15 protein-coding genes are annotated in these 14,257 nt (G+C 46.3%); 9 read left to right on the plus strand and 6 right to left on the minus strand.

The annotated features are described in order from the left end of the window. Positions 1–177: 177 nt before the first annotated feature. Positions 178–2,268, minus strand: coding sequence for an ABC transporter ATP-binding protein (locus tag MHI06_RS11715; protein ID WP_169478429.1), 2,091 nt, complete (start codon positions 2,266–2,268; stop codon positions 178–180). Between the two features lie 12 nt (positions 2,269–2,280). Continuing rightward, entirely contained in the window at positions 2,281–4,026 is a 1,746-nt protein-coding gene (locus tag MHI06_RS11720) for an ABC transporter transmembrane domain-containing protein (RefSeq protein WP_340401549.1), read from the minus strand. Positions 4,027–4,512: 486 nt separating this feature from the next. Here MHI06_RS11720 and MHI06_RS11725 point away from each other — a divergent pair, with 486 nt between their 5' ends. After that, a complete protein-coding gene (locus MHI06_RS11725; protein ID WP_036609218.1) occupies positions 4,513–4,809 on the plus strand; it encodes a HesB/YadR/YfhF family protein in 297 nt (98 codons plus the stop codon). A gap of 70 nt (positions 4,810–4,879) precedes the next feature. Beyond that, positions 4,880–5,329 carry an NUDIX domain-containing protein gene (locus tag MHI06_RS11730; RefSeq protein WP_169478427.1) on the plus strand — a complete coding sequence of 150 codons (450 nt, stop codon included), beginning with the start codon at positions 4,880–4,882 and terminating at the stop codon, positions 5,327–5,329. 94 nt (positions 5,330–5,423) lie between these two features. On the opposite strand, the gene MHI06_RS11735 is transcribed toward MHI06_RS11730, so the two are convergent. From MHI06_RS11735 to MHI06_RS11745, 3 genes are all read right to left on the minus strand, one after another. Further along, entirely contained in the window at positions 5,424–5,936 is a 513-nt protein-coding gene (locus MHI06_RS11735; RefSeq protein WP_036609214.1) for a hypothetical protein, read from the minus strand. Positions 5,937–6,128: 192 nt separating this feature from the next. Then, a complete protein-coding gene (locus tag MHI06_RS11740) occupies positions 6,129–6,572 on the minus strand; it encodes a DUF441 domain-containing protein (RefSeq protein ID WP_169478426.1) in 444 nt (147 codons plus the stop codon). A gap of 5 nt (positions 6,573–6,577) precedes the next feature. Beyond that, a complete protein-coding gene (locus MHI06_RS11745) occupies positions 6,578–7,576 on the minus strand; it encodes a YpdA family putative bacillithiol disulfide reductase (RefSeq protein ID WP_169478425.1) in 999 nt (332 codons plus the stop codon). Positions 7,577–7,753: 177 nt separating this feature from the next. Here MHI06_RS11745 and MHI06_RS11750 point away from each other — a divergent pair, with 177 nt between their 5' ends. The 6 genes from MHI06_RS11750 (at position 7,754) to MHI06_RS11775 (ending at position 13,048) form a co-directional block, all read left to right on the plus strand. Further along, entirely contained in the window at positions 7,754–8,347 is a 594-nt protein-coding gene (locus tag MHI06_RS11750) for a metalloregulator ArsR/SmtB family transcription factor (RefSeq protein ID WP_340402095.1), read from the plus strand. 449 nt (positions 8,348–8,796) lie between these two features. Further along, the gene (gene rsgA / locus MHI06_RS11755) at positions 8,797–9,906 is read left to right on the plus strand and encodes a ribosome small subunit-dependent GTPase A (RefSeq protein WP_340401550.1); all 1,110 of its coding nucleotides are present in this window, start codon (positions 8,797–8,799) and stop codon (positions 9,904–9,906) included. Positions 9,907–9,962: 56 nt separating this feature from the next. Further along, positions 9,963–10,301: a L,D-transpeptidase gene (locus MHI06_RS11760; RefSeq protein ID WP_340401551.1), complete on the plus strand. Its 339-nt coding sequence runs from the start codon at positions 9,963–9,965 to the stop codon at positions 10,299–10,301. 162 nt (positions 10,302–10,463) lie between these two features. Further along, the gene (locus tag MHI06_RS11765) at positions 10,464–10,997 is read left to right on the plus strand and encodes a GNAT family N-acetyltransferase (protein WP_340402096.1); all 534 of its coding nucleotides are present in this window, start codon (positions 10,464–10,466) and stop codon (positions 10,995–10,997) included. Positions 10,998–11,173: 176 nt separating this feature from the next. Continuing rightward, positions 11,174–12,649, plus strand: coding sequence for an aldehyde dehydrogenase family protein (locus MHI06_RS11770; RefSeq protein WP_340401552.1), 1,476 nt, complete (start codon positions 11,174–11,176; stop codon positions 12,647–12,649). Between the two features lie 246 nt (positions 12,650–12,895). Continuing rightward, positions 12,896–13,048 (plus strand): hypothetical protein, encoded by a 153-nt coding sequence (locus MHI06_RS11775; RefSeq protein WP_167350850.1) that lies wholly within the window; start codon positions 12,896–12,898, stop codon positions 13,046–13,048. 183 nt (positions 13,049–13,231) lie between these two features. Here MHI06_RS11775 and MHI06_RS11780 read toward each other — a convergent pair whose 3' ends face one another. Then, positions 13,232–13,471, minus strand: coding sequence for a hypothetical protein (locus MHI06_RS11780; protein WP_076330720.1), 240 nt, complete (start codon positions 13,469–13,471; stop codon positions 13,232–13,234). 421 nt (positions 13,472–13,892) lie between these two features. Between MHI06_RS11780 and MHI06_RS11785 the strand changes: the two genes are divergently transcribed. After that, a complete protein-coding gene (locus MHI06_RS11785; RefSeq protein WP_169478422.1) occupies positions 13,893–14,213 on the plus strand; it encodes a hypothetical protein in 321 nt (106 codons plus the stop codon). Positions 14,214–14,257 lie beyond the last annotated feature (44 nt).

Here is a 14,257-nt window from a genome sequence, read left to right on the forward strand (position 1 = left end):
AATATCCCCTCCAAGTGTCACTTGAACCCTCATGATAACATGAAGGTTTTTTCAAGTGTCTACTTAAAGGGGGTAATACCAGCCCCTAAGGTAGCCGTGTAGATCGGTTTTTGTGTTGCTTGTTGAGCGCATATCATTTCTGATTAGTTTAGTACAAGAATTTCTGTATTAACTATATTATGCATTGCCTCCGGCAAAGGAGGTTGAGGTTGGAATGATCTCGCCCGACGGATTCTCGCTGGTTGCACCCGCTGCTGCTTGTGCACCTTGCTGGAGCTGATACATCTTATAATAGCGGCCTTTAAGCTCCATCAGTTCATCATGTGCACCTTGCTCGACGATACGCCCGCGATGCAGAACCAGAATCTGATCTGCCGAACGAATAGTGGAAAGACGGTGAGCAATGATAAAGGTGGTACGTCCTTTTTTGAGGACTTCGAGTGCGTTCTGAATCAAAGCTTCTGTTTCCGTATCAATATTGGCTGTCGCTTCATCCAAAATGAGGATGGCGGGATCAAACGCCAGTGCCCGAGCAAAGGAGATCAATTGGCGTTGCCCAGCAGACAATGTACTTCCTTTTTCGATGACAGGTTCGTCAAAGCCTTGAGGGAGATGAGCCAGTATACGTTCAGCTCCTACATCCCGCAGCGCCTGTTCAATACGTTCACGGGAGATCTTCTCATCACCGAGACTAACATTGGAAGCAATCGTACCTGTGAACAGATACGGGTCTTGCAGTACGATACCCATGTGCTCCCGAATCCACTGTTTGGGCAGATCCTTGACGTTCTGACCGTCGATCGTGATCTTGCCTTTTTGCGGATCATAGAACCGGAACAGCAGGTTGATGATCGAGCTTTTACCGGAACCGGTATGACCGACCAGAGCGACCGTCTGACCTTGCGATGCTTTAAACGAGATATTGTTGAGCACGAAGTCCTTTTTATAAGCAAAGGATACATCGTCAAATACAACATTTCCCTTGTATCTTGGCATAGAGCCATCGGTTACGGCTTCTCCCTTTTCATCCATCAGCTCAAAGACGCGACCGGCGGATACGAGAGAGGAGTCCAGGTTGGCGAGCTGATTCACCATGCCGGTAATCGGCTGGAACAAGCGGCCCAGGACATCGACGAAGGCATACAGAACACCCAATGAGATAATACTTGTGCCATCCAACACGCTAGAACCGAAGTACCACAGCACAACTGCAAAGGCGATATTCCGTAATACGTTAACCAGGTTGTGTGAGGTGAAGGCATTCAGGTTAAGCATTTTGTTCTGGTGTTTCATATAGTCATCATTCAGATCTTCGAATTCCTGCTTGGTTTGTTTCTGATGGCGGAATACGCGGATAATGGACATCCCCTGAATGGACTCGTTAATGATCGCATTGATCTCACTCAGCCTTGACCGAATGATCGTGTTGTAGCGAGTAGCGAATTTGCGATAGAGTACAATCCACGCAATGAGCATCGGCACCACGAATAACGAGATCAGACCCAGGCGAACATCAAGCAGGAAGAGTGCGACGTAGACACCCATAATCGTGATGATCCCTGAGAAAAAGTTCGAAAGAACAGCAACGAATAGATCCTTGACGGCCTCTGTATCGTTCGTGACCCGAGATACAACTTTACCTGCGGGCAGATTATCAAAAAAGTGCACCGGCAGTCGCTGAATATGGGCATACACATCGTTACGCAGTCTTTGAATGACTTTATTGGCTGAGGACTGCAGCCAGAATGTTTTACCGAACTCCATAATGACCGAGATCACGAGGAAGATCATGTAGTACATAATTAATTGATAGATGCTGGGCATCTCCGGTTTGTAAAAAGCAAAGAGTTCACCAGCGGACAGGGGTGCTGCCGCATATTGTCCTGTCACTTCGCCTGCGCGTGTAACCGTGAGGGTTCCATCCGCATAGACGCGGTCTCCGTCAGGTGCACTTACCGGTTCGTTTACAAAATAAAAACTTCTACCTGCTTGTAATACTCGCACTTCAGAACCTTTGCTTTCATCTGGTTCGAACAAGCCTTCGCGTTTGTAGTTCTTACCGTTGTAGACTGCGGCTTCATCCGAAGCGGTCGTCTCATAGAAAGGCTGCTCAATCGCGAGCAAATGATTGTCGATCATGGATTTGGCAATGAATGGCCCGGCGAGCTCGGCCGCAACACCAATGGTAAGCATAATTAATGCAGCGATAAATGTTCCTTTGGCTTTTAAGGCGTAATCAAGCAGCCTTTTGCCTGTATTAGACTTCAATGAATTGACCTCCTACGTGGACAAATTGGACTCGACCTGTTGCCGTTCATACTGTTCACGGTACCAGCCGTTCATGGCTAACAGTTCCTGGTGAGTACCTTCTTCCGTAATTTTCCCGTGCTCCAGTACGATGATTCGGTCAGCATGTTCGATAGCGGACAGGCGATGCGTCGAGATCAGCGTAGTTTTACCCGAGCGTTTGTTGCGAATATTTTCAATGATTTTAGCTTCAGTACGTGCATCGACCGCAGATAAGGCATCATCAAGGATCAGAATATCAGGGTTAGCAATAAAGGCACGCGCCAGCGATACCCGCTGTTTCTGTCCACCGGACAGAGAGATTCCTTTTTCACCAACAAGTGTATCCAGTCCATCCGATAAGGTTCCCAGATCCCCGTCAAAAGCGGCGGTACGAATGGCTTCCATGATCACTTCATCACTGGCACCATGCTTACCGAATTGAATGTTCTGACGAACTGATTTGGAGAACAGGACTTGTTCCTGTGGTACGTACCCGATCCAGCTGTGCAAGTCATCTTTGGCGATATCCTGAATCGGATGACCAGAGATGCTTAATGTGCCCGAACCGGCAGGGTATTCATGAAGCAGTTGTTTGAGCAAAGTAGACTTACCACTACCTGTACGGCCCACAACACCCAATGTCTGACCCCGTCGCAGCGAAAAGCTGATATGACTAAGATTGTCGACAGTGGAGCTAGGGTAACGGAAGGTAACATCCTGCATCGCAATTTCTTCCGGATTCGTAACGTGAGCAGGTTGCTCCACATCTTGTACGGCAGGTTCTACGGATAAAGTCTCGTTGACCCGATCAAGTGAAGCGCTACCGCGCTGCATCAGGTTAATTAATTCGCCGATGGCGAACATAGGCCAGATCATCATCCCCAGGTACATATTGAACGATACGAGATCCCCCAGGGTAATTTCATTATGAAATACAAGATATATGCCGTAGGCAAGTGCAATCACATAACTGAGTCCAACGAAGAGTCGGATGGTGGGTTCAAATAGGGCATCCATTCTGGCAACAGCCAGGTTTTTACGATATACATCTTCGGTCACATCGGCGAACCGTTTCTCATCCAGACGTTCCTGCACATAGGCACGCACGACACGAATACCGGCGATGGATTCCAGCACCTGGTCATTCATATCTCCGAATGCATCCTGTGCCAGAGTGTAACGTTGATGTACAGCTTTACCATAGATCATCATGGCAATGGCGATAAAAGGTAATGGCAGGATTGCCGCCAAGGTCAGTTTCCAACTGACCAAAAAACCCATGGCGAACAATACAGTGGCTAGAAAGGCCGTAGAGTCTGTTAAGGTCAGCATGCCGAAGCCTGCTGTAGTAGCAATGGAACGAAGATCATTGGTGGCCCGAGCCATCAGATCTCCTGTTCTGTTTTTCTCAAAAAAGGGCGGAGTCATCCGTAACAAGTGGTCCATGAAGCGTGAACGAAGCAGCCGTTCCACCAGATTGGCTCCACCGAACAGTTTGTGCATCCAAACGTATGTAACCAGATAGATAATGATGACCGTTCCCAGAATAAGCAAGATATAACGGGTAAGTGAGGTGCCGGTAATGGAACCGCGCACAATCTCGTCGATGGCATTGCCAAGAAGACGGGGAGGCAGCAGTTCGGCAACGCCCACCAGGATGAGCAAAATGACACCGGTCAGGTATCGTTTGCGTTCCAGCCGGAAGAACCAGGCCAGGTTTTTAAGTACAGAGAACAAGTGTTATCCCTTCCTTTCAATGTCCGTGAAATGCAGATTCCGTTCATGTATGCCGAAATGTACCCACAAAAAAAGACATACCGCACGCAGGCGGTATGTCTTCATATAATCATACGGCAGCATGGCTCCGAGAACAGAGCCGCCACCATACATAAGTTCGATTGTGAGTAAACATCACAGAGGTTCTAATGAAAGAACGCCTTGTCATGCCGACTTATGAACAGAATAATGATTTCGGGTGTACTCCGGTATTTAATTGTGTGCTGAATTGACCTATCATATGTTTGTTAAACACCGTAATCACCCTTTCTTTTTTTGGAAATAAATGCAATGTAGACCTCGTATGTTTGCATCTTAACATCGGCTTTTACAATCTGTCAAACATTTTTCACAACTTATTTTGTCTTTATGTGGTCACTGGGGTTTGTGTTCAGGTCCTTGTAGAGATATGATGGAACATATATATACAGAAGGAGCTGACACCAAATGAGTACCATACATGTATCCGATCAAGCTGCTCGCTGGTACAAGGAAGAACTGAATTTGAACGAGGGAGACAGCATCCGATTTTTTGCCCGTTATAGCTCTGGCGGAGGTCTTCATCCTGGATTTTCGCTCGGCATTGCTGTGGAGAAACCAAGACATCCTGCGGATCAAACCGAAGTGTCGGGGATTCAATTTTTTATGGAAGATCACGATTATTGGTATCTGAAAGGGCACCAACTGCATGTGGATATCGTTGATGAAGGTCAGGATATCGAATATCGTTATACCGAAGTATAGGGTGTGTCTGTAAAGCAATAGATGAATCACAGGTGGCCACCGGCTTCCGAGTAGGAGGAGGGGATAAGCAGTGAACCTGCCAGCCCGAGATTTGGCCCAATATATCGCAAAACGCTCTCATATTGTTGTAAAAGCGGCGGTGCGGGCTGAGAACGAACAAGGTGAATTGCTGCTGATTCAGCACGCTGAGCATGGTCATTGGCGTATGCCAGCCGGTGAGATGCGTCCGGGTGAAGCCATTGAAGATGCCGCACATCGGGAGCTATGGGAAGAGACAGGTTGGACTACTGATATCATGACACTGGAAGGTCTGTATTCAGGGCCTGATCTTCGGTATGTACATTCGAGCGGAGATGAAGAGTATTATGTCATTGCCTTGTTCCGGACACAGATCATTCAGGATGACCTTGTGGAATCACGTGTAAATAGTGATGCGGGTCTGAAGTTTTTTGCGCTGGAGTCGTTACCACCTCTGAATGAGATTAGCCGAATCCTGTTAACGCAGGATATTGCGGAATAAAATAAGTGTTGACGCAAAAATGACCTCGGTATCCACGACAAAGTGGGTACTGAGGTCATTTTTTTGTCCGATTTCCGTGCACTCCATGTATGAATTACACCTGATCCAGTGGTTCATCATCCATCGCAAAATCAAAATCATCAATATCAAATACCTGTACAGGTGATTCCGATTCAATAATACGTGCGATCAGTTCAACCTGATCGGTGAGAATCGGGATACTCAGGCGCTGAGATGTCAGCAGCAGTTCGGTCTCAATGGGATCGAAATATTCCCCGTACTGTGCCGTATCTATTGCATTGATAATGGCAATGGATACTTGGTCACCAAATAAAATGGAGGGGCTTTTGGCCCATGGAACAAGTAATGCACGCTCTATTTTTTTCTTATTCAGCGGTTCCTCGAAATAAGAAATCATTTCATTGATTTTGGATTTCACATGCTGATCATCTGCCGGGTTATCCATCATGGGATCAGGACTGGTCTGGAATTCATATAGCTCAAGGATGGTGGTATAAGGAACAATATATTCAACAGGCGCGGGCGGCGCTAGCAATTGACCGTAAATGGCCACCATCACGGCTTCTGTAATAAACTGACGTGACATGGTTCCTTAATCCTCCTGCGCCATTAATAGTTGCAAAGTGAATCTATAATTTCCTGCAACAGCATAACCACAAAATGGATTATTCTGCTGTAGACTCGTGTACATAATTTGCATGAATAGAAGTATATCACACAACGGTGGGAAATACAGCCAATCTGCAGAGCATGTCAGGTTACACCCGTACAACCTGGATCAGGATTTGCCCAGTAGCAATGATAAAATTCCCGCCGCAATCAATGGACCCACAGGTACACCCTTGAACAGGGCAACCCCAAGTACCGTTCCGATTAACAGCCCTGCAACGACAGTTGGCTGTGTACCCATCAGCGTAGCGCCACGTCCTCCAAGATATGCCACCAGTAATCCTACGCCAATGGCGAGCAGTGATTTCCAGTGCAGGAAAGACTCACCGATCGTCTGCAGACTCATCTTGCCACTGGCAAGAGGTGCCATCACACCAATGGTCAGAATGATAATGCCCAGTGTAAGTCCGTATTTTTCAAGCCATGGAAATGCCTGATTCAGGTTCAGGACGCGTAGCAACAACAGAAATACCATCGCTACGGTCACCGGTGTGTTGTTGCTGATAATGCCGAGGGCCGCAAATCCGAGCAACAGCAGGGAAGTCATGTCCATGGTCTTCATTTCCCTTCAGTCTGTCCACGTTGTCTGCTAACGATATGTTCCGCAATGTACCTTCCATGCCAGCGTCCGGATTCAATAAAGACCTCATTGGCATTACGCCCCGAAGCGATGACTCCGCCCACGTATATACCAGGTACGCTGCTTTCCATCGTTTGCGCATCATACACGGGTTTATCCATATCATCGGACATCTCTACACCTACGGAAGCGAGCAGATGGCGATCCGGGCGGAAACCGGTCATGGCCAGAACAAAGTCGTTATCCAGTTCACTTGTGGAACCATCCGTGTGTATCAGACGAATCGAATCATCCAATATTTCATTCACGCGTGATTCTAGATGCAGTGTGATACGGCCTTTCGTCACCATGCTCTCGAATAGCGGACGTACCCATGGTTTGATGTGTTCTGACAGACCACTGCCGCGATAAACCATATCAATATGTGCTCCGACACGAACCAGTTCCATAGCCGCGTCCACCGCGGAGTTGCTTCCACCAATAATGGCAACACGCGTACGGGTATAAGGGTGGGCTTCCCGGAAGTAGTGGGTTACTTTATCTTTGTCTTCTCCAGGGATGCCCAGATAGTTAGGATGGTCAAAATAACCAGTAGCTACAACTACATTACGTCCAACATGTACGATGGCCTCCCCGCGTCGATTGAGCGTATGTACCTCAAACGTGCCATCATCTTTACGTTTGATCTCACGGGCTTCCTCATAGTTATGAACACGCAGTCCAAAATGTTCGGCTACCCTGCGATAATAGGCAAGTGCTTCATAACGAAACGGTTTATCATTAGGTGTGCTGAACGGAACGTTTCCGATTTCAAGCAGCGGGGCTGTGCTGAAAAACTGCATATGGGTTGGATACAGATAAATAGATTGAACGATATTGTATTTCTCAACGATCACAGCGGACAGTCCCAGCCGCTCACATTCAATGGCAGCAGACAGACCGCATGGGCCTCCGCCGATAATAATGACATCTTCCATGTTCTTAATCCTCCTTATTTCAAGCAATATAATCCTACCGTAAATAACGGGTTAATGCCAGTTCAAGCGTGAGTTTAACTCATACAGGCTTCCTTGAATCCAAAGGATTGACGTGCAGAGAAGAAAAGACTAATATCAAATTAGATATATATCTAATCGAAAGCGAGATGAACGATGATGCAGCTGGAGAAAATTGTGGCTTATCATAAAGCGTTGGCTGACCCGACCCGGCTTCGCATGCTGCTGTTGTTGGCACAGGGTGAACTGCACGGACAGGCACTTGCCGAGCGGCTGAATCTGTCACAGCCAACCGTGACACATCATGCATCCAAGCTGAGAGAGGCAGCGCTGATTAAGGAAAGACGGGAGAAAAATACAGTGTATTTCACACTCAATCCTTCGTTTATCCGCGAAAATGCACAGGCTTCGGTTGATTTTATCTTTAATCGAGAGGAGGTTACGGATATGAGTGATGTGAACGAAACATTGAAAGCGTCTGTTATGAGAAATTTTTTCTCCAAAGATGGACGACTGCGTCAGATTCCGGCTCAATACAAGAAAAAGTTGATTGTACTTGGTCATCTGGTAGAGCAACTTGAATTTGGTCGGAAGTACACAGAGAAAGAAATCAATACATTTATACAGAAGTATCATGAAGATTTCGCCACCATTCGGCGGGAATTTATCATGCATCAGTTCATGTATCGGGAAGAGGAGATCTATGAATTGAATCCGAAGGAAATGTGGACGCGTTGGGATCAGGTCCAATAGAGTAGCCTGGTAAAAATAGTTTGGGCTTGACAACTGCGAAGCTCAGTGTGTAACATAATGGATAATTCTACAAGGGAGGCGATTGTTAATGACAAACTTAAATGCAGTATACGTTAATTTGAATATGAACAGCGTCTCCGGAACGGATCAATGCATGTAATTTTGCGTTAGATGGGTAGTGCTATCCATTGTAACGTGAAGTGACGTAACATGCACAGAAGAAGCCACGGGTGACGCACCCGCGGCTTTTTTGTTTGCCAATAAAAGGGTGTTCCTGAATGGTTTATATCGGAGGGTTAAGTACTTTATCCGGTAGATCTACAAGAAGGGATGATCTTTAATTCGGCTAACTACTTATTGCCGCGGGTGTATTTCTACTCGTGGTTTTTTGTTTTGATCTGAACCGGAGATGATGGTTCACTCGGCTTGAATGAAGTAAACAACTTATTTTGGGAGGAATTTTTATTTTAGATAACCATATTGAGAAGTACGGCTGGTCTGCAAAGTGGCAGGAACTGTGGCAAGAGACAGGGATGGAAGAGCAGGAGAGAAAGCCAGCCAGAATTATCGCAGACCATGGACAACTGCAACGTTTGATTACAGAAGAGGGCGAATGCTGGGGAAGAATTTCGGGCCGAATGCGTCATGATAGTCTGGAGACCAGCTTGGTACCAGCGGTTGGGGATTGGGTGGCCATTACAGGTCAGGCAGGTGAAGAAGCAATTATTCACCATCTGGTGCCACGTCGGAGCAGGGTATCGAGACAGGCGGCAGGTCCGGTGACCAAGGAACAATTAATCGCCGCAAACGTAGATATACTGCTGATCGTTGCAGCACTTAATCATGATTTCAACCTTAGACGACTCGAAAGATACGTGCTGATGGCCTGGAATGGTGGCGTAAGGCCAGTCATTGTCTTGAGTAAAAGTGATCTGTGCAACAATGTGGAAGTACAGATCCGAAGTGTAGAAGGGATTGCTCCAGGCGTTGAAGTGCTTGCGATATCTGCAGTGGAGGGTCAAGGTAAATCCTTACTGGAACGATACTTGCAGCCAGGGCTGACTGTTGCGCTCACAGGATCTTCTGGCAGTGGCAAGTCTACGCTGGTGAACTGGATGATGGGTGAGGATGTGCAGCTTACGCAATCCGTCCGCGAGGGAGATAGTCGTGGGAGACATACGACAACACACCGGGAGATGTTTGTACTTCCACAGGGAGCCGTATTGATTGATACTCCAGGAATGCGCGAGCTTAATCTCTGGGATGAGGGCAATGATGGGCTGTCGCATGCGTTTGGAGAAATTGAAGAACTTGCGGCCACGTGCAGATTTCTGGATTGCAGTCATACGCGGGAAGCTGGATGTGCAGTGAAAGAGGCCGTACAGGATGGTTCATTGGATGAAAAAAGACTGAATAATTATCTGAAAATGCAGAAGGAATTGCAATATCAGCAACGCAAGGAAGAAGTGGCATCCAGAAGGCGTACCGCTTCCAGCAAACCGGTCAATAGTCGCAAACCCAAGCACTCCCGTAGTGTGAAAGAGTGGGAGGAAGCCTGAAATCAGGCGGGCATCATCCGGTATCTTGCATAAGATAGGTCAGGAGGGATGTCATTATGCCAGATTACAGGATTATTGTAGATCTGTCTGACCACATGTTATATCTTCTGGACGGCAATCAGGTGATTAAGGGCTATCCTGTGGCCACCGGCAAGATGCTCACGCAAACTCCAAACGGGGAGTTCACTATTATTAACAAACAATCGAATCCAGGTGGGCCATTTGGCGTGCTCTGGATGGGGCTGTCTGCTCCCCATTATGGCATACACGGAACCAATGAGCCCTGGTTTATTGGCAAATCCGTCTCCCATGGTTGTATACGCATGTACAACTCGGATGTACTGGATCTGTCTTCCAAGGTATCTGTAGGCACGAGAGTAACGATCCGGCCGTAGGGCCGGATTTTACTTTATAAGAGGTAGTTCCAAAAGTCCACTTTTGATTACGAATCCTGCCTAGCGGCATCAGGACTGAAGTGGATGAATTTGGAATTATATAAAGAAGAACATATAATATGGTAAAGTTGCGGCAGTTACGAGAGAAAGCGAGTGATAGCCATGCAGATCAGGCAGGCGCGTGAAGGGGATGCGCAGGGAATAGCCCATGTACATACAGAGAGTTGGAAAACAACATATCGCGGAATTGTGCCCGACGATTTTTTGGATCATTTGACTATAGAATCAAGATTGTCTCAGTGGGAGAAGACTATTCGTTCTGGCGAAAAGGATCAGATCCTGGTGGTAGCTGAACAGGATGATGGGAACATTGTCGGATTTGCTTGTGGGGGTAAGGAACGTGAAGGCAAATTAGCTTATGATGGAGAGCTGTACGCCATATATTTGCTGAAGGAAGTGCAACAAACGGGTCTAGGTCAGCGAATGGCAACACATGTGGTTCATCATCTGCGAACCCTTAATATGAAAAGTTTGATCATATGGGCCTTGGAGCGTAATTCAGCTTGTCGCTTCTATGAGAAGATGGGAGGTACTCCAGTCCATACACAGTCCATCCGCATCGCTGGTCAAGATTTGATTGAAGTTGGCTACGGATGGGAAGATATGAGCTTCTTTGGAGACAAAAAGCCTGCCTGACAGATGAATGACGTGCAGGAGGTTGCAGAATAGTATGGATGGTGTTGTTTCCTTAAGCTTAGGGAATGAAGGTTAATTCAGGTCTACGCGTTTGCGTAATTCTGTACAAGGTTAATGATGTATTACACCGTATTGCAGGTGTGACATTCAAACTTGATCAGGAGGCGTATATTCCAATGACTTTAATGGACACCGAACATACAACATGGACGAAACAATATATTAATGGCCAATGGGTAGAGGGCTCCGGCGAGAAAACAATGGAGAATATCAACCCTTATACGGGAGAAGTTATTGCCACGTGGCGCTCTTCCAATAAGAAAGACATAGATAAAGCTTACGAGTCGGCTCAGAAAAATTCGATAGAATGGGCGAAGTCTCTGCCCGCTGAGAAGGAAGAAGTATTGCGTAAAGTTTCTTCCCTGATGGCAGAGCGGAAAGAGGAAATCATTCAGCTGTTGATCACGGAATCCGGGAGTACCCGCATCAAATCGGAGGCGGAGTTCGCAGCTGCCAAACGCATTGTGGACGAAGCAGCCTCTTTTCCCTATCGGATGAAGGGTGAGATTATCCCGTCCAATACTCCTGGCAAAGAGAACCGTGTGGTTCGTGAACCCAAGGGAGTGATTGGTGTCATCGGACCATGGAATTTCCCTTTGCATCTATGCCTGCGATCCGTAGCTCCGGCGATTGCTCTTGGTAATGGTGTGGTTATTAAACCAGCATCGGACACTCCGATTACGGCAGGCTGGCTTATTGCCGATTTGTTTGAACAAGCTGGTCTGCCTGAGGGCGTACTGAATGTCGTTGCTGGAAGTGGCAGCGAGATCGGGGATTACTTTGTCGCTCATCCGGTTCCGAAAGTGATTTCATTTACGGGTTCCACAGAAGTTGGACAGGGGATCGGTAAATTGGCGGGTGAACATTTAAAAGAAATGGCACTGGAGCTAGGTGGTAATAACGCCATGGTTGTGCTGGAAGATGCGGATATTGAACGTGCTGCCGAAGCTGCGATCTTTGGCAAGTTTCTGCATCAGGGACAGATCTGCATGGCTCTGAATCGTATCATTGTGCATGCCGATATTTACGACAAATTCGTCGATTCATTTGTTGCCAAAACGAAGAATGTGCAGGCAGGTGATCCAGCGGATGCCAAAACACTGGTGGGTCCTCTCATTCGGGAAAAAGAGGTAGAACGATTACTGGAGCTTGTGAACAAATCCAAAGCTGAAGGAGCGCGGTTATTGCTCGGAGGAACCAGTAAAGGCAGTGTGTTGTCTCCTACTGTACTTGCCGATGTCAAATCTGAACAGGATATCGTGCAGCAGGAACTGTTTGGTCCAGTGGCAGTAATCATGAAGGCGCAGGATGAACAGGAAGCTGTACGTTTGGCGAATAATACTCCGTATGGACTTAGTGGTTCCGTATTCACCACAGATCTGAATCGAGGATATCAGGTTGCCCAGCGAATTGAGTCTGGCATGGTACATGTTAATGATCAGTCTGTGAACGATGAAGCACATGTGATGTTTGGCGGTGAGAAAGCATCGGGAATTGGACGCTTCGGCGGTGATTGGGCGATTGAGAAGTTTACACGTACGCGTTGGATCAGTATTCAGCACCAGTATCGGGATTATCCTGGAGTATTATAAGTCGAAAAATAGTGAATTAACAGGGTCTCTTTTGGATGATTGCAACGGGTTACTGATAGATCGACAAATCATGCGAAAGTCCGTCTCCAGCTTGGTGGTACGGGCTTTTTGCACAATTGTACACCTCACAAAAATACTGTTTCACATGAGAGTGAAAAATCTGTTTGGGGCTGTCTCTATCTGGTTATTTATGGATACACGGAAGAACCGATCCGTAAATCCAATGGCAAAGGGGCCTTAAAATTCATGTCCATTGACCGCTTTATTCTGAGGAAGCTGAATACCTGTCAGGAAGAACATACACGTGCCAATTTGGTTAGACTGTTTGTTATTCGTATTCGTAAAGCCGAGATTGCGGAAGAACATGATGCCGCCTATGTCCTAAGCAAACTGAATTGAGTGATGACCGGTATTGATCCGCGATCCACTGTTGACGTGTATACACCTCAAAAAAGGAAGCTTGTCTATATAAACTGTACCTTATAGAGTAGACACTTTAAAAAGTCTCTCTATGGGGTACAGTTTAATAACGACAGCTTCCTTTTTCATGTCTTGTAATGAACACGGCTTAATGGACTTCTTTTAATATAACGATAGAGCAAGGGAGTCATTTTCACTGCGACTGTGGAGAATGGCTTCTCCATTGACAATCTCAATACTAATTAAAGAATGCAGACATTTTTGGAGTGCGCGTTTACCGTTGCTAATTTTATGCTCCAGAGCACTGCTAAGCAATCTTAATGTCTTCTGCATAGGTTGTTTGTTTTCTTGATTAAAGTATACAGGGATTGATTTGTTTTGAAAGGTTATTAGGGTTCTCACTTGAAATCACCTCACGGTTGTTATTTCATACAGGTAATATTAAATACCAATGCTTAAAATTACCTTAAAATCAGCTTATGAAAACATAAAGGTGGGTAATGTTTGAAAAGTGTTCACAATTAGATTGTGGGCGAAGGAATAAAAGTCCTGAAAAACGGAACTTAATTACCATTTAAATGGAACAAAAACAAAAAGTTTCGCATCCTCGCAAGTTTTAACTGCATAACTGCCACGAAAGTTCTGAGTCGAATGTACGATATTTTAATATATACGTGGGTCATATGTAACAAAATTACAGGTGGCACATTGCAAACAGGGTGTTTATGTAAGAAAATAGGGTTGATATAACGATTCATTCTCTTTTTTTTGATTTAATCTGACATTAGGACAATTTACATATGAGACCATGGGAGGGATTCAGATGATTCTAACCGTGTATTCCGGCCGCGAGGAAGGCGAATGGTTCGACATCGAGGTTCCGGACGAATGTACCATTGAACATTTGAAGACATTACTCGGCGTTCGGATTTTTGGACAGGCACCGGGAGACGGCATTCAGTACATCCTTGAGGCCAAGTTTCCGGAAGGTCTGTGGTTCTCTCCGCAGAACACGCAGCAGTTAATGGAAACAGGGCTGCGACAAGGTAGTTGCGTCCGTGTCCAGCGGGCTTTTTCAACGACTTCGGAAGAAGCGCCTGTATACGGAAGACGTTCATTGTTTCAGCAGGACAGCAACGAATAGGGCTTTTGAACGTATACATTCTATTGAACGAACTAAAGGAGGTC

The sequence above is a fragment of the Paenibacillus sp. FSL H8-0079 genome (genome assembly GCF_037991315.1).
Classification (GTDB): Bacteria; Bacillota; Bacilli; order Paenibacillales; family Paenibacillaceae; genus Paenibacillus.